A 20765-nucleotide genomic window follows, 5' to 3' on the forward strand; every position below is an offset into this window, starting at 1 on the left:
TTTATGCTTTTTATTTTAACAAAGAATTTCTTTTGGGAAATTTCAATTTCCTTTCATTTTTTAAGTAAGATTGAATTTTAATGAGAAAAGTTTCAGTTTTTTTTCAATTTCCTTTCACTTGTGAAACAACATTAGATGTTCCTAATAACTCAATACGAATATACATTAAGTTGTAATATTCCATGTAGGGTTCTGTTGCAAAGTTTATTAAAGAATAATTGAATTGATAATTCAATAGGTCTTGAATAGAAGAAAATCTATTTTGAAGAGTATTAGGGGTTTTAAATTTGATGTGTAGGTTTTCAGAGGAAATAAAAAAGGTTAGCCGTTATTTGGGACTTAACCCTTTCTCAATAAGTTGGCGAATTGCTTCATTTCGATTTTTTAGCTTATTTTCGTGCCAAAAACTCTCTATTCGTCTTTGGCTAGATTTGTCGTTTCGTCTTGTGATAAATCTATTTTTATTCCGTTAGCTAACCTTTGAGCTGAATCCTGCATTTGCTCTTGGGACTTACTAGGAGTATTTAGAGCATCTGAAGGCATGTTGTTGACTTGAAGATTTACTAGATCTTTTTTATCCATGGTATATAGCTCCTTCTTTAATTTAAATTTAGATGTAATGTAATTATTAAGTAATTACTTGGATATTTTACACCTTAAGAACGATTTATATACAAGAGATATATTGAGAAATCACTTAACTATAGTGAGTCTTGTAAGTTTTCGGATCATTATGTTTTTCATGTATGGAGAAAGCTTGTTACAATAGTAAAGAATAACTTGGGTACACTTGATAATGAAATGGGGAAAGATGCTAGATGAAAACAACCGGAATGACTAGAAAAGTAGATCAATTAGGGCGTGTGGTAATCCCAAAAGAACTTAGAAATACGCTAGGTATTAAAGAAAAATCACCATTAGAAATCTTTATAAAAGGTGAAGACATTGTTTTACAGAAGTATCAGCCTGGTGGTGTTTGTGCAGTAACAGGAGAAGTATTAAATCGTAACATATCATTAGCAAATGACAAGATAACATTAAGTCCAGAGGGTGCAAAACTGTTAATAAAGGACTTAGAACAGTATCTTGTAAAATAATTGGCTCCTTTAAAGGGGATTTTTTAAAGTTCAATTATAATAATTTCACGTATCATAATTATTAATAAAAAATTAATACATAAAGCTAGGGGATTCTTTTTATCTCAACTGAAATGTACCTTTTGGGTAAATATATTGAGAAATACGTCTATGAAACAGCATTTCAATTCAAATATGATACGATTATAGAAAGGGAGGGAGCTATATGAAGGATTTACAAGAAGAAACATATGAATTATTAAAAGAGAAAAAAGAGGAAATCACTGTGTTTTTAAAGAGTGGCGTTCGGATACCTGGGCAGATTCTCGCAATGGATAAATTTACGATTCTAATGATGGTTCATGGTAAACAGCAACTCGTTTACAAACAAGCCATTTCAACAATTACTACATAATACATATTAGAATGATGTAACATTTTCTCAATATTATATATATATCCGATATAATAAGTAATTCTCTTTATATTATTTCTATATATTAGTTGTTTCCTGATGCAGAATCCTTATGATAAGGGTTCTTTTTTTGTTCCATTTAGTTTGGATTTATTACAAAAAAAGACCTGATACCAAGTCTTTTTTATGCCAGGATTCCTTATTCAATCTTACTCATTTCTCTTATTCTTCATCCTTTGTTTTAGCTGATTTTCAAGAAGGGAACGTCTATTTAGAATTAGGATTATAATGAATAGTTCTATAAATACTATGATGAATATCAGGTAAGAGATCTTGATACATCTGAGGATCTATTTCTCCTTTATTTAGTGCAATATCTAATTGTGTTTTTTGTTCTATTGCAAAGTAATGGATTAACTTTGCTTCATCTATGCCTTTTTTAGATGCAAACTCAGCTAGAGTTATTCCTTGCTTCATTGCATTATTATATTCATTTGAACTTGAATTTAAAAATTTTAATAATGCTTGTTGATTTACTGTATATGTGAATACTTGTCCTTCTTTAGCGTAACTTACAGAAGTTTTAGCATTCCAAAATGTCATGAAGCAACAAAAACATAATATCCAACATATCTTTTTCATAAAAGCACCTTAGCTTTCTTTTATATGATTTGATAGTATAGCTTATCCTATTTTATAAAAATTACTTTATATGAGGAATCGCCACATGCCCATCAACTTAAGGAATGGGTTGTTCCCCAAAACGAAAAAAATGAGCTGAATTATTATACATAACTTTGGAAAGATAAAATCTTCGTTTTTTATTTTGAGTATTCAGAATTACAATTTTTACAACACATATTAGCTGAACTACTAAACCAAAAAATGAGACTCAAAGATACTACATCAAAAGATTCATTAGGGAATTGTAATTGCTCTGCATTCATTGGTAGAAGTGTAATAGGTTTTTTATGTGTTTTTGCTTTGTTTAACAAATCTTGTGAGAGATCAATTCTTGTAAGCTGGACATCAGAAGGTAGAAAACGAAAGTCTTATCTGGTTCCAACGCCAACAAATAAAAGATGCTGTTTTGATTTGAGAGGAAGAGGAGAAAAAGATTTCTTCCTTGCATTTATTCCGCTATTCGTGGGCAGTAAGAATCCCAACTCAAACTTCAGCAAAAGCAAAGAAGTTAGGCGGGGGATCAATTGTCCGTAAAAGCCCGATTGGTGAGGGCTAATAATCAGAGGGGGATGAAGAAAAACCCTCTGATTAAAGTTTCACTTTATAAATAATTTGTTTTGCATTCTGTAATCATGAATTACAGAACCAATTTTATCTATAACTTTAAATTTTGTGAGATTGTAGGTTAATAAAAATAGGTGTAGATGTAAAATAAAGTCATGATGTTTGTAAAAAAGCTGTATGAATGGTGTTTTAAACCATACCACTAGTGAAAGAAAATACACATGTGGTGGACCTTTTGAGATAGATGTAATTATGTAAAAATGTTAGTAAGGGGGCAAGGAAGTGTTTAATGATTTTAAGTTTGTAGACAATCGTCCGGTGTATATCCAATTGAAGGATCATTTGAAAAAAATGATTATGAAAGGTCAACTATTGGAGCATCAGAAGCTCCCATCTACCCGAGAATTAAGCAAATTATTATCGATTAGTAGAACTACTGTTCTCACTACTTACGCAGATTTAGAACAAGAAGGCCTAATCTATGCGATAAAGGGAAAAGGAAATTTTGTAGGGAAGGTCGATGCATCCCAAACACCATCTATTGAACTAAACTGGAAAGAAAAGCTCAATAAAGTTATCTTGCAAGCTGATGAATTGGATTTAATGAAGCACGGTGTTCGCTGGGAAAAGGGCATGATTTCATTCAATAGCATTGCCCCGGATGAAAAACTTTTTGATGTTGAAAATTTTAAAAGGGCTTTTTTGACGAGGTTATCCAATGAAGGTGATATCATTTTGAACTACGGATATGCCAAAGGTTATAGACCCCTAATTCATTACCTTCTTCATTATATGGAAATGAAAGGAGTAGACATTTCCAATAAAGATATTCTTATCACGAATGGCTTCACTGAGGGTCTGGATATTTTATTGTCTTCTTTAGCTAAAAAATCCGGGCGTATTATTTGTGAAAACCCTACCCATCATACTGCATTAAAGCTTTTTCGATTACATGGATATGAAATCCACGGGATGGAAATGAAGGATGATGGTATCGATATTTGTCAAGTTGAGAAAAGCTTGTCCGAAACAGATTTTGATTTTGCATATCTAATTCCGTCCTACCATAACCCTACCGGGATTGTCACCTCCTCTGAAAAAAGGTCTAAAATTATGAAACTTTTTTCAAAATATCAAATTCCAATTGTAGAGGATGGATTTAATGAGGAATTACGTTATTCAGGTTCACATTTAGCGCCGTTATTGACTTTTTCCGGACCCGGGAACAATGTTATCTATATTAGCAGTTTTTCAAAAGTTCTTTTTCCGGGCTTACGTGTTGGTTGGATTTTAGCGGATAAGAAATTAATCCACTACTTGGAAAGTATGAAAAGGGCACGAAATATTCATACGTCCACATTGGATCAGGCAGTACTTTATCAATATTTACATGATGGCTATTTCGAAAAATATTTAAAAAAGGCCAAGTCAATTTATAAGAAAAAATATGAACTAGCCCTTAATTCTTGTAATCAATACATTCCATTTAAAAGAATGACTGGAGATGGCGGACTTCATCTTTTTATAGAGTTAGAAAAAGGAATAAATGCACGTATACTTTTGAAAAAATGTTATCAAAAGGGAGTTGTTTTTTCTCCTGGAGATGTCTTTTACACGGATGGAAAGGGAAGTAATACGTTTCGATTAGGATTCTCTCGGTTAAGAGAGGAAGATATTCTCAATGGGATTAAGATAATTGGTGATACCTTAAAAAATGAAAATTAGGAGTTGGAAAAATGAGAGTTGGCGTTATTATGGGAGGCGTGTCTTCCGAAAAACAAGTGTCACTCATGACAGGCGAAGAAATGATTGCACATTTGGATAAGAGTAAGTATGAAGTAGTACCTATTAAACTAAATGACAAAAAAGAGCTTGTTGAAAAGGTAAGAAATCTTGATATTGCATTGTTAGCACTTCATGGAGAATATGGGGAGGACGGTACGATTCAAGGTACACTAGAAACTCTCGGTGTTCCATATACCGGAAGTGTCATGCTATCAAGCGGTATTTGTATGGATAAAAATATGTCGAAAAAAATGATTCGTTATGAGGGCATTCAAACACCAGATTGGATTCATCTTTCAAATACGGAAGAGCTGCAGCTTGATGAAATAGATAAAATGGGATATCCGTTAGTAGTAAAACCAAATTCAGGTGGTTCCAGTGTAGGGGTAAAGATCGTATACGATAAGGATTCTTTACTTTCTTCTCTTGAGGATGTATTCAAATGGGATTCTGAAATAGTGATTGAAAAATATATAAAGGGCGAAGAAATTACATGTTCTATTTTGGACGGAAAGCTTTTACCAATCATTTCGATTCAACATACGGCTGAATTTTTTGATTATCATGCGAAATACGATGATATCGCTACGATTGAAGAGGTTGTGGAACTTCCGGCTACAACATATGAACGTGTTGTTGAAGCTGCAATGACCTGCTATAGAGCATTAAAATGCAGTGTTTATGCTAGGGTGGATATAATTATAAAAGATGGAATCCCGTATGTGATGGAAGTGAATACATTGCCGGGGATGACAAAAAATAGCTTGTTGCCTAAAAGTGCCCATGCGGCAGGAATCTCATATAGTAAGCTGTTAGATATGATTATAGAAACCTCATTACAAGTTAGAAAGAGCGAAGGTTTCTAATGGTGTATAAAATTAAAATATGATTTGAAATCTTAAAATTCTAACAAAAACACCATTTCTAGTTACTCAGTTCATTTAGGTCTATGTGAATACACAAAGCTTTTGATAGTTGTATGAACTAAAAAGTATTTCGTTTTTTCTATTATTCGCGAAATATATAAGATTTTTGAAAAGGGGAGTAAACAAAAATTCTATGCTCATATATTTTTTCTAACATGTAAATTGGATGACAGTGTAGTCAATTCAGAAGTTGTACCGAAATTTTGTGTTGGAAAATATAAAGATAATATGATTATACCTAGGGGGAATCATGCATGTCCGATTGGTCTCAATTAGATAAAGAATATGTAATGTCTACGTACCACCGCATACCGGTTACTATAGAAAAGAGTGAAGGTTGTAAGCTTTATGATGTGAATGGTAAAGAATATCTTGATTTATTCTCTGGTGTAGGAGTGAATATATTAGGCTACAATCATCCTAATATTATAAAAGCCACCTTTGAACAAGTTACAAGATGCTTACATCTTCCCTTTCATTTTTTAAACCCAGTTGCTATTGAATACGCCAAAAAATTAGTCAATTATTCTTTAAAAGATGGGAAAGTCTATTATACAACCTCTGGTGCGGAGGCTACCGAGGCGACCTTAAAACTAATCCACAAGTACAGACATATAACAAATCAAAAACGTGATGGAGTAATTGTACTTAAAGAAAGTTTTCATGGACGTACATTAGGTGCTCTTCACTTTACAAGACAAGAAAGTGTATATCAAAATTTTCCGCGTACGTCTATTCCTGTATATGAAGTGGAACGAGAGAATTTAGAGGAACTAGAAAGAACCATACTCAAGGAAAATCCAATTGCTATTATGCTAGAGCCAGTATTAGGAAGTGGTGGGATATATCCTTTGTCGGGTGAATATTTAAAAGGTGTTGAAGAGCTTTGCAGACAGTATAATGTGTTATTTATTGTTGACGAGGTGCAAAGTGGGATAGGGAGAACTGGAAAATTGTTTGCTTATCAGCATTTTGATATTACGCCTGATATTATTCAATTTGGTAAAGGAGCGGGAGGCGGTACACCTTTAGGGGGAATAATAGTAGGTCCACGACTTTATGATATATTCTCACCAGGTGATCACGGAACAACATTCGCACATTCACCAATTGGTACGGCTTTAGGATTAACTGTATTAAAAACATTAATGGATGATGGTTTAATGCAACAGTCTTATGAAACGTCCTTATATTTAAATGAAAAACTTCAAAAAATCCAGAAGGAAAACTCCTCTTTTATCGAAGAAGTACGTCATTGTGGAATGATGTTTGGAATCAGTATTCACGACACGAATGAAAATGTAAACAAACTACAATTAGAATTACTAAATAAAGGCATGCTTGTAGACGTTACAAAGGGAAATACAATTCGTTTACTTCCCCCTTATATTATTACAAAAGAAGAAATCGATGAATTTATTCATCAGTTTATTTCCTGTATCGAAAAATCATTCGCATTGACAAGCTGATTGTAGTAAATACTTATTCTCTCTTCTATTTACTATTGTGGCGTTAGAATAAAGTCGTACTGTTATATCCCTTTAGCTATAGTTAAAGGATATTTATTTTTTGATGAAAGGCATTGAAAGGAAGTTGTTCCTATGAGTAATCCAAAACATTATGTTTCAGCGGGTGTAGTCGTTTTAAACGATGAGGGGAAGATCCTATTAATTCATAGCCCGCGTAGAGGGTGGGAGCAACCAGGAGGGCAAGTTGAAGAAGGGGAATCTATTCAAGACGCTGCTATAAGAGAAGTAAAAGAAGAAACTGGGATTGATATTTGCGTGACAAAGTTCTGTGGTATATATCAAAATCTAAGTTCAGATGTTTGTGCGACTTGTTGGCTAGCAAAACCGATCGGGGGTAAGTTAGAAACAAGTAGTGAGAGTTTAGAAGTCGGATTCTTTACGGTTGAAGAGGCTTTACAGATGGTTACGTGGTCAAATTTTAAAGAGAGAATTGTAAAAAGTTTAGATGAAAAAGAGCAACCTTTTTTTGTGGTGTTTTAATAGATAATATAGGGTAATCAAAAATAGAGAAAGTATAGCTTTCTCTATTTTTGATTAACGTTTTATATGATTTAAAAAGGTAATTGTTTTTTCAACCGTAGTTTTATTAATCGAATAATACTTTGTTTTACCTTCTTTTCTCACATGAAGGAGATCGCCGCTTTCTAGTACAGCTAGGTGCCGAGATACAGTGCTTTGGTGTAATCCAGTTTCATTAATAATTTCTTGGGCAAATAATTCTTTATGATTAGCAAGCACCGTTAATATCGTTAAGCGTGCTTGATCCCCTAAAGCGGTAACAGTAGGGGTGATTTCGTCTATAGTTAAAAGAGTATTGGGTGTAGTATTTTGTTGTGGAGATGTTGACTTTGGTTCAAATAAAATATACAGTATCTCATCAACTTTAAAAAGAGATAAGAAGTTTCCCATATGCAATGTTGGAATAAAAGTAATGTTTTTGGAAGAACGAATTGTTTCAATCCAAGAACTGTCAGGATATAATCCGTATTCCTTTTATTCTGTCTCTTGTCTTCTGCTATTACTTCGATGTTTTAACCTACACGTATATGATCATCATAAGTTTTTTTATTCAGTGTTGCGGTTGTTTTTTTAATCCAGCACACCGGGCGCTATTACCAATTATAACCCCTATAGAACAGCGGAATATGACGAATAGTTTATATGATTCCGTAACGAGAGGGATAACTGTACTCAGCCCGTTTCTCTCCATATTGTTAATGAAGACAGTAGGTGTCATTCACTTTTTTACGATTGATGCAATTACATATTTCATAAGCGCACTTTTTCTTTTTAAGCTGAATGTAACAGGGGATGTGGTGGGTGCTAAAAAGAAACAGGTAAAAGAAGTATTTCTCTCATTACGTGAATTTTGGCTTTGGATGAAATCTAATAAACAAATTACATTTTTATTCCTCCTTACATTTACAATGGTTTTTATGAATACATGGGTTTGGAAAGTTGGATTATTATTATCATTGGGAGAGTTCACAAAAGAGAGTAAAGAAATTTATAGTGTCATTCAAGGGTTCTTTGGATGCGTAGTAATCATTACAAATATGATGATCCCCTTCATATGGAAAAACTTGAATTTAACTATTTATACAATCGCGTCTATCATCTGGGGTGTTGGGATCTTTTTGCTTGGATTTACATTTAATATTTCATTTTACTTTGTTGGAGTATGTATAGTCGGGATTGGTCTACCGTTAGCGGGACTAACGAGGGTATACATATTACAAAAACTCGTTCCGAAAGATATGTTAGGGCGAGGGTTCAGTTTTAATGCAGTTTTGCTTTACTTAGCAGATACAATATCTCTCTTTGTATTTGGAATTCTGTCTATATTTATTTCTCTAAATGTTATGTTTATTATGTGCGGAATTGGAATGATGATAATGTCAATTGCATTGAAATTCCTTGTCTTTAGAAGACACTCTGTGAAAGAAGAGGAAAAGTTAATGTGTTGAAATTGGAGGAGTTCTTATAAAAAAGGAATAAATCCAATGTAAGCGTGCGGATGTATTCCTTTTCTATTTTTTAAAATGTTGTTAGAGCTGCACTCGACTATTTTTCACAGGTTCGTACGTCTTATCAAGTATTAAGTTATAAGTCAGTCCAAGTAATACTAAAAAGCCTCCGATTATTTTACCGATAGATACATCATTTGATGTGAAGAAATCAATTATAACTCCCATAAATAATTGCCCCACAAAAATCAATAAAGTTAAATAGAAAGATGATATTTTAGGAGTAATATAGTTTGATAATACAATTACAATAACACCAACTAAACCTCCTAAATATACTACAAATGGTATGGAGTGCAATGTCGTAGCTGATACGTGAAGAGATTCATTGCTAAAGAGTAAAAATAAAAAAGAAAAAAACAATCCCGTAATATAATTAACAAATGTTCCTTGGAAAATTCCAATCTTTGCTGCTAAGTTAGCATTAATAATTCTTGCAACTACAATGGAAATTCCGGCTAAAATTGCAATGCAAATATATAACATAGTTCCATCCTCCATTAAAAAATAGTCATTACAACAATTCCCGAAGAAATCAGAAGTAATCCAAACATTTTTTTCTTTTCAAATTTCACGACCTTCATACCTAATAAGCCGAAATGATCGATAATAATAGATGAAACAGATTGCCCAAATAAACTTAAAGCGATTGTAATAGAGACACCGAGTGCTGTGAAGCTTATATTACTAAATAGTACGGTGAAAACACCGATAGCTCCTGCACTATAAAGATAAATCGGTATCCCTTTTTGCATGCGAAGTTTGGATTTGCTAACGAGTAAAACAATGACAATGGCAACTAATCCAACGATATGAATCATCACACTAGATGTATAGTTACCTGTCATTTCAGATAAGATCCCATTTAAAGGAATCATAATGGCGATGAAAGCACCTATAATAATTGAGAGTAAATTATACAATGACGTTCCCCCTTTATAAATTTACATGTAATGTATCATGATTAAATTGTGAGCTACTATGACATATGTCATAGTGAAAGGAAGAAATTTTCTTTATAATTAAAATGAGTTACAAAGGTGGGGGATGTATGAAGAAAATATGTAATTCTCATAAGTTAGATGATTATGTGCAAAAGAATAAAATTGCATCATTTTTTAGCAATGATATGAAATCATATATGGAACTATTACTCTTTAAAAAGAATGAGCATATTTGTAAGGAGAATGAAGATATTCACTATCTGTATTTCTTTGTTGAAGGAAAAGCGAAGGCTTATAACACATTAAGTAATGGGAAATCTGTATTATTATGTTTTTATGATAGCTTGCAAATATTGGGAGATGTTGAATTAATCCACTCACAAAAAACAGCTTCAAATGTACAAGTGATGGTAGACTCTTATTGCATTGGAATCCCTTTAGAAAAGGTGAGAGAACGATTGCTTCAGGATGCAACCTTTTTAAGGTGTATCTGTGGTTCTTTGTCTCATAAGTTAAATAGATTGTCAAAAAACAGTACGATTAATTTACTGTATCCTCTTGAGAATAGGTTAGCAAGTTACATTCTTGCGACTGGAGAAAGACTTATTCATAATGAACAAAGAATTATATTTAATGGGAATTTAACTGAGACATCGGAATTGCTAGGAACAAGCTACAGGCATTTATTAAGAACATTAAATACTCTTTGTGATAAAAGTGTAATTAGAAAGAATAATGGGTACTTTGAAGTGACAAACATCGGCCTTTTAAAAGAGCTTGCGGCAGATGTTTATAAATAAAGAGAATGTAAAAGTATATGTCTAGTGGTATTTCAATAAGAAAGTAAATTATTAAATTGTTACTTATATCGAATTTAAAAGCGCACTATTAATGATAAAAAGTTTCTTATCATCAATAGTGTGCTTTTTAGGTTTATAGGTTGAGTAGAAAGAAGAATTGTTTTCCTTGATTTGTAAAAAAGAAAACTATAATATTAAATCAAACATATGAACATATGAACATATGAACATATGAACAGTTATTCATATGTTATTGTAATAAAAAGGAGGAGGAAATATGTTAGATGTAATTATAGTAGGAGCTGGTCAAGCAGGTTTAGCTATGGGATATTACTTACAGCAAGGAAACTATAACTTTGTTTTATTGGATGGAGGGAAGAGGATTGGTGATTCATGGAGAAAGCGGTACGATTCTTTACAATTGTTTACACCAAGGGATTATTGTGCACTGCCAGGTATGAGGTTAAATGGAAATCAAAATGAATTTCCTAGTAAAGATGAAATTGCAAATTATTTAGAAGCTTATGCGAAACGTTTTTCCATACCGGTGAGGTTAAATATCAATGTTTCCAAAATAAGAAAGAAGGGACATGCGTTTGAGGTTTTTACTCCTAACGAAATTCTACAATCTAAACGAGTTATTATCGCATCAGGTGCTTTTCAGAGGCCTTACATTCCTTCTATTTCACAAAACCTTTCCAATGATACCTTTCAAATTCATTCTTCACAATACCAATCACCAATGCAAATTCCAGAGGGATTAGTCCTTGTAGTAGGAGGGGGGAATTCCGGTACACAAATTGCAGTAGAACTAGCGAAATCTCGTGATGTTACGATTGCTGTAAGTCATCCGCTTTCTTTTTTACCACTAAAAATAATGAGAAGGAGTATTTTTGCTTGGCTGGAAACAATAGGACTATTATATGCTGGAATCAACACATGGCGGGGAAGATGGTTTCAGAAGCAGAAAGATCCTATATTTGGTTATGAATGTAGAGAGCTTATTCGTAATGGAGCAATAGCATTGAAGCCGAAGGTCGTAAATGCATTGCAGAATAAAGTAGTGTTTTCAGATGATAGCGCATGCAATGTTCAGAATGTAGTATGGTCTACAGGGTTCATACCGAATTATCAGTGGATTGAAGTAGAAGCTGCAATGAATCAAGCAGGATCACCAGTTCATACAAGAGGTGTTAGCGGGGTGCAAGGGTTATACTATATTGGTTTACCTTGGCAACATCAAAGAGGATCAGCACTGCTTTGTGGTGTGGGCCGAGATGCAGAATTTTTATTTTCAGTTATTCAAAAAGAAGATTCAATGTTTAATACAAGAATAAAAAAATAGACCGGTAGCAATTCCTACCGATCAACAATATGTACATGAATTAGGAGAGGTCAAACTTTTATTAAATTCATTATAACATATTCTGATAATTTAGAAAATTATAAAGTGATCTTTATATGTTGAGAAAGTTTTTTTGTGCTGCAATATATGGAGAATTAAGAATATCGCATGTGAAATATGTAGTATAGGTTTTATTTTCAAGGATAATAATACCAATTTTCGTGTTATTTAGAGATAGATTTTGGTAAAGTTATAATATGGATATTAATTTATATAAAATTGTTTTTATTTCTATAGTATGTCTATTAATAGAGAGAGGGATATAGTATGAAATTTGATGATCAACGTTTACTCGGAATTAGATTAGGTTCTTTACTTGTAACAGAAGAGAATCAATATTTAGTCATAAAGAAAAAAGAACATTATTCCTTATTAAATATTGAAATGTTAGAGTGTACACCTCTTGAAGTATCATTGGAGCATCTTGAAGAAATGCTTCACGAGGATCTTCAAGAAAGTATAAAGGAAATCATCGCTCCTGAGCATCTAAAGATTGTAGCTAAAAATATTATATAAAGTAAAAAAAGAAGAATAATAATTTGATGAAAAATGTAATGTTAGGTGGGGGATATAGGTGAAAATACGCATTCATGAAAAAGATAATTCTAAAATTGCAATTATAGAAAGTTCTGAAATCGTAATAAGGGATGTGCAAGGAGCATTAGACTTGATGGCATCCGTCAATTTTTCCTATGATTGTCAAAAAATATTGATTAACAAAGTAAATATTACAGAGGAATTTTTTAACTTAAGAACTGGCCTAGCGGGTGAAATATTACAAAAATATATGAACTACCGCATAAAATTAGCTATTGTTGGGGATTTCAATGTATACAATAGTAAAAGTCTTGCGGATTTTATATATGAATGTAATAAGGGAAAAGCTGTATTTTTTTTAAAAGATGAGGAATCCGCTTTAAGTGCTCTTCACTGTGTGTAGTTTCGGATATATAATTTTTTGTACTTAACTCTATAAAAACTTTTCTGTATATTATTGTCAGAACTAAAAAAAGCTAGCCTTTCGCTAGCTTTTTTAATGATAGCCCTTACTAAAGCTTTCTATAGTTCTAATAAGTTAATAATTTCTCCAATAATCCCTTCATTTTGGTGAACACCTAGGTCTGAATTTGTCATAATGATAGCACCGGTGCCTTTATGTGGATATGCAACAATCATGCATTGAAATCCAACGCCCCAGCCAAGTGAAGAAATTTGTATTTCTTGATCTGATTTATCAAGAAATACACCTAATCCGGTCCATTTTGAGCAACCTTGTGTGGAAATCATTTCTTTCATTATTTTTGATGATAGTCCGAGTTTACTATTGCCTTGCAAAGAATGGCTGATTTCCATTACTAGAGCAGCTAAATCTGTTGGGGTTGACCAAATTCCTGCAGCAGCTGAATAGGGATAGAACGGATACTTTCCATCTACTACATGTCCGTTCTTATTGTGACCACATGCAAGGTGATCATTTGTGATCTCTTGTTTAGGAGCTTCTAGTGTACTGTTATTCATATTTAAAGGTCCAAATATTAACTCTTGTAATAATAGATTAAAAGATTTTCCGGTAACGTCTTCTATCAGTTGTTCTATTATACAAAATCCAGCGTCTGAATAGTGAAACTTGCTTTCAGGCTCATATTGAACTTCGATAGGGACTGGGCAATAGGATGTTTTACCTTGAAGGATCTGTAAAATCGCAGGTTTTCCTTGGATGGGGTGATATATATCAAAACTTTCATCCGGATCAATAATTCCTGATTGATGACTTAATAGATTTCGTAAGGTAACTTTTTTATCATAAGTGAATTTATTTTCAGGAACTTTCCAGGATATAAGACGGTTATTTACATTTTCATCTAAGTCCAGTATTCCTTGATCTGCTAATTTCAATACGAGCATCGCTGTGAGGAATTTACTTATAGAACAAGCGTTGAAAATAGAATTCACGTTAACTTTTCTAACCGTCCTCAATTCAAGTGCGCCAAAGCCTTCAGCATGTTCTAATTCTCCATTACGAATAATAGCTAGGCTTAATCCAGCTACCAGATATTGATTCATTTTTTCATATATATCTAGCGTTTTGAGTTCCATATGATTATTCTCCTTTTTCAATGTTACATTCACTATATAATAAACAAAATGTTAAATAAAGGAATATAATGCGATGTATCGTATTTAACTAGATTGGGAGCGGAATGTTAAAAGTAAGATATAAAGAGAGAGAGAATAGTTAGCTTTTTCGTTAGATCAAAGACGAAATCAATGCATTAATTTCACCACAAATGTAATGACCCAATAAAGAGTTGAGAGGTACATAAATGATTTGTAAGGCTGATGTGATAAAACATCAGCCTTTATGTTACGTACTTATATATTCCATCTTAAAATTAGTCCTGCATGTACAAGGCCTCCACCGAATCCATACAAAAGTAAAGTGTCACCATTATTGATTTTTCCATCTTTTAATCCGATATCAAGTGCTAACGGAATAGAAGCAGCAGAGGTGTTTCCGCAATATTGTAGACTCATGAGTGTGCGATCAAGAGAAATACCTGTTCGTTCACAAATGGATTCAATCATCCTCAAATTGACACTATGTGGAATGAACCAATCAATATTTGATATATTTAAATGATTTTTTTCTAGTAATTCTTGCACGCCTTGTGGGACTGTATTTACAGCCCATTTGTAAACAGCTCTTCCGTTTTGAATGAGGTAAGGTGTGTCTTGTAATTGAGTTCCATTCATTGTTTTGGATAAGGCAGTTTGATATAAGTTGATTCCGCCAGAACCTTTAGATCCCATATGAGTTCCTAAAAAACTAGGGTTGTTTTCATCATATTCTACAAGGGCTGCACCAGCGCCATCTCCGAAAAGTATACAAGTAGTACGGTCGCTATAATCTGTGATTTTTGAAAGAGTTTCCGCACCGATAACTAGTATCTTTTTGTTTGTCCCGGAAGTAATAAGGCCGTTGGCAACAATTAGTCCATACACGAACCCAGCGCAAGCTGCACTAATATCAATTGCGCCTGTATGAGGTATTTCAAAATGAGCCTGAACTTGACTTGCTGTATTTGGGAACATGTAATCAGGTGTAGCAGTTGCGACAATAATTAAATCAACGTCATCAATAGAAACGTGGAATCGGTCGATTAAATTTTGAACAGCTCGAATACATAAAGTTGTAGAAAATTCATCAGAGGAAGTGATTCTTCTCTCATGCATACCGGTTCGTTGCACAATCCATTCATCTGTCGTTTCAACAAGATTCGATAAATCTTCATTTGATAGAACTTTCTCGGGTACATAAGTCCCAACAGCTGTAATTCGTGCTTTTGAATTCATACAAATCCCCCTCGTTTTATCACTAAGTTATAATACCTGGTTCTGATTATAAATAAAATTTCTTATTAATTCAATTATTTGTAAAAATAAGTCATTAATTATATGATCTGAATATAGAACTGGACTAGAAGGGAGAGTTTTTGATGTTGATAAGTAGGGTTACTTTATACAGTAACGCATTAGAAGAAATGAAAGATTTCTATTTAAATAAATTAGATTTTCAGTTATTACATAGTAGTGAAATGAGTTTTAGCATCCAAGTGGGAGAGAGTGAATTAGAATTTCGAAAAAATAATTTGAATAGCAAGCCTTTTTATCATTTTGCTTTCAATATACCGTCCAATCAGTTTTCTGAAGCAAAAGAATGGGCAAAAAAGAAGGTCGTTTTAAATGTAGAAGATGGAGAGGATGAAGTATATTTTTCACGCTCTAATGCACATTCGTTCTATTTTATGGATCCTGCGGGGAATATTGTAGAGTTTATCTCTAGGCATACTACATCTCCAGAAAGTAATGAACCTTTCTCTATTGATTCGATATTAAATATGAGTGAAATGAATTTGACGACAGATGAAGTTCTTGAAGTAGGGAATCAATTGATAGAATATGGGATTTCAGTAAGAGACGGAGAAGCATTAAGTGATGGTTTTCACTTTATGGGAGAAAACGGAGTCTACTTATTATTAGGGCCATCAGGGCGTCGATGGTTTTTCTCGGATTTAGATGCAGAAGTTCATCCGTTAATGCTAGAGATTGATAACGAAAAACAGATTGAGATAAATAGACAAGGAGAATGTAATATATCCATTAAGAAGTAAAGGGATCCAGATAAATGCCCTCATTTGTTTAAGATGAGGGCAGTAGTATTATGGTGTTTTTGAGGGAGTCTTGTATCGAAATATGTATAAAGTCCATCCTGCCATAATGAGCGGGATGATAACTGTTTTATTTTCGATTTGTTTTTTTGAAAATGAACCAGCCAATCATATCGAATAGTAAAGTCAATACAATGCAAAGGACGACAAATTGCAATGAAAATTTGAGGTAACGAATCATAGTGGATGTCCTCCTTCACATCAATGTAATAACTATATATGAAATTCATTTCATGGTAAAATTTTGATATTGAACATTGGTGCGAAATACATAGATTGTAAGGAGAGGAGAATATGGAATTTTGGATTGTAATACCATTTATTGTTTTTGGAGCCATTTATATTGGAGAAAAATTAAAGCAAATGGAAAAAAGAACGGATGCTAGACTAAAGCGTATGGAAACTAGATTAGAATTAATAACAAAACAAATGGGAATTAGAGAGGTAGAGCCCGAAATTAATAATGAACTGCGGCAGCTTGTGAAAGATGGAAAAACAATTACAGCAGTTAAGAAAGCGCGCGAAGCATTTGGGTATTCATTGCTGGAAGCGAAAAAATATGTGGATTCTTTATAACAATATAAATAGATCCATATCTTAATATGGATTATACTGAATGGAAAGCAGAAAAAAGATAAGCAAATTTGCTTATCTTTTTTCTTTTTCGCTCTGTTAAATTTTAATGTTGCTAATCAGATTCTAATGCTCCAGTTAATTGAAGAAGGTAGAAAGAATTCACAGTATTACACCTGAAAAGTTGCCTTTTAATACTACTTTTTCATTCTGGTTTTTACATGAAAAGGATGCGATAATAGCTGTTCTATGATTTTCTTGCCTTTCGTATTTTTCAATTTTAGCTTCACAAATTATTGTATCCCCAGTAAATACAGGTCTTAAAAACTCAAAATTCATAGTACGAGCCAGTACGTTATTATCTCCACCTATTTTCGTTGGTAGAGTTGCCGTTAGTAACCCTTGAGTTACAAGTCTTCCCTGTTCATCTGGGGTTATATGGTGAATCCCTTCATCACCTGAAACCTCTGTAAATAATTCAACATCTTTTACTGTAAAAGTTCGTTCAAACGTAATTATATCTCCGACTTTTAAAGACATATAAATCTCCTCCCTGAAGTTTAAATACTGCTATGGTCAGGTTTAATCTGAATATTGTAACAAAATCGAACGGTGTTCAACCATTCCGACTGTTAGTTTAATAAGGACTACATATTGAATTTTGATAAGCGTAAACCGTCATACGTTTTTCTCATTTCATTGATTAGACGACCACCAACAGAGGATGTAGGTTCAACAGAGTGTTTCTCTCATTGAAAAGCTTGCTCTTTTTTCGTTTGAGATAGTTTGTCCATATGCTTTAATAAGTTATTAAATGCTTTGTTCACCATTTCCCCTTAACAGAGCCCTCTTTTTAGAAGGATTAGTGAACCATTCTTGTGTTCACATAAGCTGCTAATACAACATGTCCAACGATAATAATAGGAACAATAATTTGTATGTTGGGCGTAGTGAAGACGCTACCAATTGCCGCAATAACACCAGCTGCTAAGTTATAAAGCCCAACTATGTTTGCTAGTTTTTGCTTATCTTGTACACGCTTTTCGTTAAATCCAGATAAGAGCCAAGTATACTGTTTTACTCCTACAAAGTAAGATAATGCGAAAGAAATTATAGCGATGATACATAATGATGGAGAAGCGAATAGGGCCATGATTACACCTCCGAAATCATTCTTATCCCGCATTAAAGGGCAGTAACACTCCTACCTCAAAATTCAGCGGAAGCGAAGAAGTTAGGTGGGAGATGAACTGTTCATAAAAGCCCGATTGGTTCAACTAATAATCAGTGGGGGATGGAGAAAACCCCCACTGATTAAAGTTTCACTTTATGTGCATTCTATAAATCGTCTAGCACTGTTAGAGAGTTTCCGATCTTTCAACCAGATTATTGATGATTCAGATTGGAATGGGAAATCTATTAAATCTACTATTCTGATAAATTCTTGCGGGATATAAGATACAGCACTTTTAGGTAGAATCGAGGCTCCGATCCCAGCCATGATGAGCATAAGTACAAATGCAGAGTCGGGACATTCACATGCTATATTTAATTTTATACCATGCCGACTGCATTCATCAATGACGAGCTGATGGTAACTGTCTTCTTTATCTTTATGTAAAAGTAAGAGGGGGATATGATCTAGTTTAGTTATGGAGATTGGAAGATTTGAATGATGAAGCTCCCATTTTGCAGGCATGACTAATACGAATGGCTCCTTTGATACACAAATACTAGAAAAAGCCTTCTTATTAAAAGGGGTACGTAAGACAGCGAGTTCAATATTCCGATTTTCTAATTGCTCTATTAAGTATAAAGGACCACCTTCCCATATTTTTAAGTTTACATTTGGATAGTTCTCTTGAAAATAGCGGATTTTTTCAGATAAAAAAGGACCAAAGTTTGTATGGATTGTAGCAGCAACCGCTTGGTCTATTTTTGAAATTGCGACCGCTTTTGCTGGAGAAATAGGGATGGCTGTTTTTGGGGGCTCTGCTTTAGCAGGATTTGCTCTGTTCCGAGTTTTATTTGGATTCACAGAAGGTCCATCTTTCGTGGTTTCGAATAAGACAGCAGCAAACTGGGCAGCGCCAAAAGAAAGAGCTTTTCTAACATCCCTTGGTTTTGTTGGTGTTCCGTTAGGCGCAGTATTAACTGCACCAGTAGCGGTTATGTTACTCTCTTTTACAAGTTGGAAAATGATGTTTTTCATCCTTGGTGCAATTGGGATTGTATGGGCGATTATTTGGTATTTTACTTTTACAAATATGCCTGAAGATCATCCGCGAGTGACGAAAGAAGAACTAGCTGAAATTCGTAGCTCTGAAGGTGTGCTTCAATCAGTAAAAGTAGAGAAAAGGATCCAAAAAGAGCCGTGGTATTCTTTCTTTAAAGTTCCGACATTCGTCATGGTTACGTTAGCGTATTTTTGCTTTCAATATATCAATTTCTTAATATTAACTTGGACACCGAAATATCTGCAAGATGTATTCCATTTTCAATTATCTTCTCTTTGGTATCTTGGCATGATTCCTTGGCTTGGAGCTTGTATTACATTACCGTTAGGGGCGAAGCTATCCGATCGTATTTTACGTAAAACAGGAAATCTTCGTTTAGCTCGAACAGGATTGCCGATTATCGCTTTATTCCTTACAGCGGTTTGCTTTAGTTTCATTCCAGCGATGGATAATTATGTAGCTGTATTAGCACTTATGTCACTTGGGAATGCATTTGCTTTTTTACCAAGTTCATTATTTTGGGCAATCATTGTCGACACAGCTCCTGTTCAAGCAGGAACTTATAGTGGAATTATGCATTTTATTGCGAATATCGCGACAATCTTAGCCCCGACCTTAACTGGATACTTAGTTGTAAGTTATGGCTATCCTTCTATGTTTATCGTAGCTGCCATTTTGGCCGCTATAGCAATGGGAGCGATGTTATTTGTGAAGCCAGGGCAGCAAACTAAGGCTGAAAGTTTGTTCAATTGGAAGAGTAAGGAGAGATTGGAGGAGCCTCGTACAAATATTTAAATGATTAGAATAAGTGGTGTGAAAAACGAGTTGTATACAAACTCGTTTTTTATTTGTCTGAAACGAATGTTTTCTATAGTGAAATATGAATTAAGTGGGAAAAAATTGAAAATAAAGGCTGGGATCGTACATGTATACAGTTGGACAGTTTTCAACAATATGTGGTGTATCCATTAAAACGTTACATTATTATGATGAAATTCATCTTGTGAAACCGCTGCATACTGATTCTGTAACAGGATATTTTATCGAATAGTAAAGAGCATGTATGTTTGAATCTGAAAAAATATAATTTTGGGACATTATATTCGGTCGTGTATGAGTTAAATAATTTGAGAATCCATCGTGCAGAAGGACAACCGAATCGTTGTAAATATAAAGAAGATAAAAGATTGGTAGAAGAAATTTATAAAAAGAGAAGGGGAATATAAAGTGAAGCTTTCTGAATTTCAGCAGTATGTATCAAATTTTAGTAAAGAAAAAGGGTTTGCGGATACGACAATTGAGGAGCGTACAATGTATTTGATGGCTGAACTAGGGGAACTAACAGAAGCGGTATTAAGGCGAAATGATGATGATAATATAAAAAGAGAAATAGGCTTAGAAATGTTTGATGTAATTTGGAATGTGTGTGATTTAGCGAATAAATTAGAAATTGATTTAGAGGAAGCATTTCAGGAAAAGATGGAAATCAATCGAGATAGAGAGTGGTAAAGATAGAAAGTGTGGATGGTATGACGCTAACATGAGATAATAGAGAAAGGAATGCAATAGGT

26 protein-coding genes and 2 pseudogenes are annotated in these 20765 nt (G+C 33.6%); 16 read left to right on the plus strand and 12 right to left on the minus strand.

Annotated features, from left to right (window positions below; genetic code table 11):
• Positions 1 to 411: 411 nt before the first annotated feature.
• A complete protein-coding gene (locus tag BPMYX0001_RS33095; RefSeq protein ID WP_167535679.1) occupies positions 412 to 582 on the minus strand; it encodes a hypothetical protein in 171 nt (56 codons plus the stop codon).
• 236 nt (positions 583 to 818) lie between these two features.
• On the opposite strand from BPMYX0001_RS33095, the gene BPMYX0001_RS12775 reads away from it, so the two are divergent.
• Together BPMYX0001_RS12775 and hfq are read left to right on the plus strand one after the other, a co-directional pair.
• A complete protein-coding gene (locus tag BPMYX0001_RS12775) occupies positions 819 to 1097 on the plus strand; it encodes an AbrB/MazE/SpoVT family DNA-binding domain-containing protein (RefSeq protein WP_006095231.1) in 279 nt (92 codons plus the stop codon).
• 205 nt (positions 1098 to 1302) lie between these two features.
• Positions 1303 to 1491: an RNA chaperone Hfq gene (gene hfq / locus BPMYX0001_RS12780; RefSeq protein WP_006095232.1), complete on the plus strand. Its 189-nt coding sequence runs from the start codon at positions 1303 to 1305 to the stop codon at positions 1489 to 1491.
• 267 nt (positions 1492 to 1758) lie between these two features.
• On the opposite strand, the gene BPMYX0001_RS12785 is transcribed toward hfq, so the two are convergent.
• Positions 1759 to 2133: a hypothetical protein gene (locus BPMYX0001_RS12785; protein WP_029427276.1), complete on the minus strand. Its 375-nt coding sequence runs from the start codon at positions 2131 to 2133 to the stop codon at positions 1759 to 1761.
• Positions 2134 to 2312: 179 nt separating this feature from the next.
• Positions 2313 to 2510: pseudogene (locus BPMYX0001_RS34025) on the minus strand (methyltransferase domain-containing protein); the annotation flags it as partial.
• A gap of 511 nt (positions 2511 to 3021) precedes the next feature.
• On the opposite strand from BPMYX0001_RS34025, the gene pdxR reads away from it, so the two are divergent.
• From pdxR to BPMYX0001_RS12805, 4 genes are all read left to right on the plus strand, one after another.
• The gene (gene pdxR / locus BPMYX0001_RS12790; protein ID WP_006095235.1) at positions 3022 to 4464 is read left to right on the plus strand and encodes a MocR-like pyridoxine biosynthesis transcription factor PdxR; all 1443 of its coding nucleotides are present in this window, start codon (positions 3022 to 3024) and stop codon (positions 4462 to 4464) included.
• Positions 4465 to 4475: 11 nt separating this feature from the next.
• Positions 4476 to 5390: a D-alanine--D-alanine ligase gene (locus BPMYX0001_RS12795; protein ID WP_006095236.1), complete on the plus strand. Its 915-nt coding sequence runs from the start codon at positions 4476 to 4478 to the stop codon at positions 5388 to 5390.
• A 314-nt stretch (positions 5391 to 5704) separates the two neighbouring features.
• Positions 5705 to 6919 (plus strand): aspartate aminotransferase family protein, encoded by a 1215-nt coding sequence (locus tag BPMYX0001_RS12800; protein ID WP_006095237.1) that lies wholly within the window; start codon positions 5705 to 5707, stop codon positions 6917 to 6919.
• 132 nt (positions 6920 to 7051) lie between these two features.
• The gene (locus tag BPMYX0001_RS12805) at positions 7052 to 7459 is read left to right on the plus strand and encodes an NUDIX hydrolase (protein WP_006095238.1); all 408 of its coding nucleotides are present in this window, start codon (positions 7052 to 7054) and stop codon (positions 7457 to 7459) included.
• Positions 7460 to 7513: 54 nt separating this feature from the next.
• Here BPMYX0001_RS12805 and BPMYX0001_RS33645 read toward each other — a convergent pair whose 3' ends face one another.
• Entirely contained in the window at positions 7514 to 7888 is a 375-nt protein-coding gene (locus tag BPMYX0001_RS33645; protein WP_006095239.1) for an ArsR/SmtB family transcription factor, read from the minus strand.
• A 41-nt stretch (positions 7889 to 7929) separates the two neighbouring features.
• On the opposite strand from BPMYX0001_RS33645, the gene BPMYX0001_RS30805 reads away from it, so the two are divergent.
• The gene (locus tag BPMYX0001_RS30805; protein WP_006095240.1) at positions 7930 to 8946 is read left to right on the plus strand and encodes an MFS transporter; all 1017 of its coding nucleotides are present in this window, start codon (positions 7930 to 7932) and stop codon (positions 8944 to 8946) included.
• 81 nt (positions 8947 to 9027) lie between these two features.
• Here BPMYX0001_RS30805 and BPMYX0001_RS12820 read toward each other — a convergent pair whose 3' ends face one another.
• Together BPMYX0001_RS12820 and BPMYX0001_RS12825 are read right to left on the minus strand one after the other, a co-directional pair.
• Positions 9028 to 9492: a DMT family transporter gene (locus tag BPMYX0001_RS12820; protein ID WP_018781811.1), complete on the minus strand. Its 465-nt coding sequence runs from the start codon at positions 9490 to 9492 to the stop codon at positions 9028 to 9030.
• Between the two features lie 14 nt (positions 9493 to 9506).
• Positions 9507 to 9929, minus strand: coding sequence for a DMT family transporter (locus tag BPMYX0001_RS12825; RefSeq protein WP_006095242.1), 423 nt, complete (start codon positions 9927 to 9929; stop codon positions 9507 to 9509).
• 128 nt (positions 9930 to 10057) lie between these two features.
• On the opposite strand from BPMYX0001_RS12825, the gene yeiL reads away from it, so the two are divergent.
• The 4 genes from yeiL (at position 10058) to BPMYX0001_RS12845 (ending at position 13095) form a co-directional block, all read left to right on the plus strand.
• Positions 10058 to 10750 carry a transcriptional regulator YeiL gene (gene yeiL / locus BPMYX0001_RS12830; protein ID WP_018766244.1) on the plus strand — a complete coding sequence of 231 codons (693 nt, stop codon included), beginning with the start codon at positions 10058 to 10060 and terminating at the stop codon, positions 10748 to 10750.
• Positions 10751 to 11027: 277 nt separating this feature from the next.
• Positions 11028 to 12095, plus strand: coding sequence for a flavin-containing monooxygenase (locus tag BPMYX0001_RS12835; protein WP_006095243.1), 1068 nt, complete (start codon positions 11028 to 11030; stop codon positions 12093 to 12095).
• Between the two features lie 327 nt (positions 12096 to 12422).
• Complete coding sequence (locus tag BPMYX0001_RS12840) at positions 12423 to 12671, plus strand: hypothetical protein (RefSeq protein ID WP_006095244.1); 249 nt, start codon at positions 12423 to 12425, stop codon at positions 12669 to 12671.
• Between the two features lie 58 nt (positions 12672 to 12729).
• Positions 12730 to 13095 (plus strand): DUF4180 domain-containing protein, encoded by a 366-nt coding sequence (locus BPMYX0001_RS12845; protein WP_003198761.1) that lies wholly within the window; start codon positions 12730 to 12732, stop codon positions 13093 to 13095.
• Between the two features lie 119 nt (positions 13096 to 13214).
• Here the strand turns inward: BPMYX0001_RS12845 and BPMYX0001_RS12850 are convergent, their stop codons facing one another.
• Together BPMYX0001_RS12850 and BPMYX0001_RS12855 are read right to left on the minus strand one after the other, a co-directional pair.
• Positions 13215 to 14252 carry a serine hydrolase domain-containing protein gene (locus BPMYX0001_RS12850; protein WP_033798962.1) on the minus strand — a complete coding sequence of 346 codons (1038 nt, stop codon included), beginning with the start codon at positions 14250 to 14252 and terminating at the stop codon, positions 13215 to 13217.
• A 276-nt stretch (positions 14253 to 14528) separates the two neighbouring features.
• A complete protein-coding gene (locus BPMYX0001_RS12855) occupies positions 14529 to 15509 on the minus strand; it encodes a ketoacyl-ACP synthase III (protein WP_006095246.1) in 981 nt (326 codons plus the stop codon).
• Between the two features lie 143 nt (positions 15510 to 15652).
• Between BPMYX0001_RS12855 and BPMYX0001_RS12860 the strand changes: the two genes are divergently transcribed.
• Positions 15653 to 16327: a VOC family protein gene (locus tag BPMYX0001_RS12860; protein WP_006095247.1), complete on the plus strand. Its 675-nt coding sequence runs from the start codon at positions 15653 to 15655 to the stop codon at positions 16325 to 16327.
• Between the two features lie 351 nt (positions 16328 to 16678).
• Complete coding sequence (locus BPMYX0001_RS12865) at positions 16679 to 16960, plus strand: hypothetical protein (protein WP_006095249.1); 282 nt, start codon at positions 16679 to 16681, stop codon at positions 16958 to 16960.
• 159 nt (positions 16961 to 17119) lie between these two features.
• On the opposite strand, the gene BPMYX0001_RS12870 is transcribed toward BPMYX0001_RS12865, so the two are convergent.
• The 4 genes and pseudogenes from BPMYX0001_RS12870 to BPMYX0001_RS30810 form a co-directional block, all read right to left on the minus strand.
• Entirely contained in the window at positions 17120 to 17497 is a 378-nt protein-coding gene (locus BPMYX0001_RS12870) for a hotdog domain-containing protein (protein WP_006095250.1), read from the minus strand.
• A 143-nt stretch (positions 17498 to 17640) separates the two neighbouring features.
• A pseudogene (locus tag BPMYX0001_RS32645) lies at positions 17641 to 17784 on the minus strand (IS1595 family transposase); the annotation flags it as partial.
• 35 nt (positions 17785 to 17819) lie between these two features.
• Complete coding sequence (locus BPMYX0001_RS12875) at positions 17820 to 18110, minus strand: DUF3784 domain-containing protein (RefSeq protein ID WP_003207782.1); 291 nt, start codon at positions 18108 to 18110, stop codon at positions 17820 to 17822.
• A 174-nt stretch (positions 18111 to 18284) separates the two neighbouring features.
• Positions 18285 to 18995 carry a LysR family transcriptional regulator substrate-binding protein gene (locus BPMYX0001_RS30810; protein WP_006095253.1) on the minus strand — a complete coding sequence of 237 codons (711 nt, stop codon included), beginning with the start codon at positions 18993 to 18995 and terminating at the stop codon, positions 18285 to 18287.
• On the opposite strand from BPMYX0001_RS30810, the gene BPMYX0001_RS12885 reads away from it, so the two are divergent.
• The 3 genes from BPMYX0001_RS12885 to BPMYX0001_RS12895 all read left to right on the plus strand — a co-directional run bounded on the left by BPMYX0001_RS12885 (position 18892) and on the right by BPMYX0001_RS12895 (position 20703).
• On the plus strand, positions 18892 to 19989 hold the full coding sequence (locus tag BPMYX0001_RS12885) for an MFS transporter (protein WP_240517001.1): 1098 nt from the start codon (positions 18892 to 18894) through the stop codon (positions 19987 to 19989). The two genes, BPMYX0001_RS30810 and BPMYX0001_RS12885, sit on opposite strands and share 104 nt — an antisense overlap.
• Before the next feature lie 130 nt (positions 19990 to 20119).
• On the plus strand, positions 20120 to 20245 hold the full coding sequence (locus tag BPMYX0001_RS12890; RefSeq protein ID WP_006095255.1) for a MerR family DNA-binding transcriptional regulator: 126 nt from the start codon (positions 20120 to 20122) through the stop codon (positions 20243 to 20245).
• Between the two features lie 176 nt (positions 20246 to 20421).
• On the plus strand, positions 20422 to 20703 hold the full coding sequence (locus BPMYX0001_RS12895) for a MazG nucleotide pyrophosphohydrolase domain-containing protein (RefSeq protein WP_006095256.1): 282 nt from the start codon (positions 20422 to 20424) through the stop codon (positions 20701 to 20703).
• The last annotated feature ends 62 nt before the right edge of the window (positions 20704 to 20765 follow it).

The sequence above is a fragment of the Bacillus pseudomycoides DSM 12442 genome (genome assembly GCF_000161455.1).
Lineage (GTDB): Bacteria > Bacillota > Bacilli > Bacillales > Bacillaceae_G > Bacillus_A > Bacillus_A pseudomycoides.

What these genes read in the sequence shown, in the direction of transcription:
- BPMYX0001_RS12850 (WP_033798962.1), bottom strand. Translation starts at nt 14,252, where the DNA reads ATGGAACTCAAAACGCTAGATATATATGAAAAAATGAATCAATATCTG.
- BPMYX0001_RS33095 (WP_167535679.1), bottom strand. Translation starts at nt 582, where the DNA reads ATGGATAAAAAAGATCTAGTAAATCTTCAAGTCAACAACATGCCTTCA.
- BPMYX0001_RS12835 (WP_006095243.1), top strand. Translation starts at nt 11,028, where the DNA reads ATGTTAGATGTAATTATAGTAGGAGCTGGTCAAGCAGGTTTAGCTATG.
- BPMYX0001_RS12785 (WP_029427276.1), bottom strand. Translation starts at nt 2,133, where the DNA reads ATGAAAAAGATATGTTGGATATTATGTTTTTGTTGCTTCATGACATTT.
- BPMYX0001_RS12865 (WP_006095249.1), top strand. Translation starts at nt 16,679, where the DNA reads ATGGAATTTTGGATTGTAATACCATTTATTGTTTTTGGAGCCATTTAT.
- BPMYX0001_RS12775 (WP_006095231.1), top strand. Translation starts at nt 819, where the DNA reads ATGAAAACAACCGGAATGACTAGAAAAGTAGATCAATTAGGGCGTGTG.
- BPMYX0001_RS12860 (WP_006095247.1), top strand. Translation starts at nt 15,653, where the DNA reads ATGTTGATAAGTAGGGTTACTTTATACAGTAACGCATTAGAAGAAATG.
- BPMYX0001_RS12870 (WP_006095250.1), bottom strand. Translation starts at nt 17,497, where the DNA reads ATGTCTTTAAAAGTCGGAGATATAATTACGTTTGAACGAACTTTTACA.
- BPMYX0001_RS12820 (WP_018781811.1), bottom strand. Translation starts at nt 9,492, where the DNA reads ATGTTATATATTTGCATTGCAATTTTAGCCGGAATTTCCATTGTAGTT.
- BPMYX0001_RS12890 (WP_006095255.1), top strand. Translation starts at nt 20,120, where the DNA reads ATGTATACAGTTGGACAGTTTTCAACAATATGTGGTGTATCCATTAAA.
- BPMYX0001_RS33645 (WP_006095239.1), bottom strand. Translation starts at nt 7,888, where the DNA reads ATGGGAAACTTCTTATCTCTTTTTAAAGTTGATGAGATACTGTATATT.
- BPMYX0001_RS12800 (WP_006095237.1), top strand. Translation starts at nt 5,705, where the DNA reads ATGTCCGATTGGTCTCAATTAGATAAAGAATATGTAATGTCTACGTAC.
- BPMYX0001_RS12875 (WP_003207782.1), bottom strand. Translation starts at nt 18,110, where the DNA reads ATGGCCCTATTCGCTTCTCCATCATTATGTATCATCGCTATAATTTCT.
- hfq (WP_006095232.1), top strand. Translation starts at nt 1,303, where the DNA reads ATGAAGGATTTACAAGAAGAAACATATGAATTATTAAAAGAGAAAAAA.
- BPMYX0001_RS12795 (WP_006095236.1), top strand. Translation starts at nt 4,476, where the DNA reads ATGAGAGTTGGCGTTATTATGGGAGGCGTGTCTTCCGAAAAACAAGTG.
- BPMYX0001_RS12840 (WP_006095244.1), top strand. Translation starts at nt 12,423, where the DNA reads ATGAAATTTGATGATCAACGTTTACTCGGAATTAGATTAGGTTCTTTA.
- yeiL (WP_018766244.1), top strand. Translation starts at nt 10,058, where the DNA reads ATGAAGAAAATATGTAATTCTCATAAGTTAGATGATTATGTGCAAAAG.
- BPMYX0001_RS12855 (WP_006095246.1), bottom strand. Translation starts at nt 15,509, where the DNA reads ATGAATTCAAAAGCACGAATTACAGCTGTTGGGACTTATGTACCCGAG.
- BPMYX0001_RS12805 (WP_006095238.1), top strand. Translation starts at nt 7,052, where the DNA reads ATGAGTAATCCAAAACATTATGTTTCAGCGGGTGTAGTCGTTTTAAAC.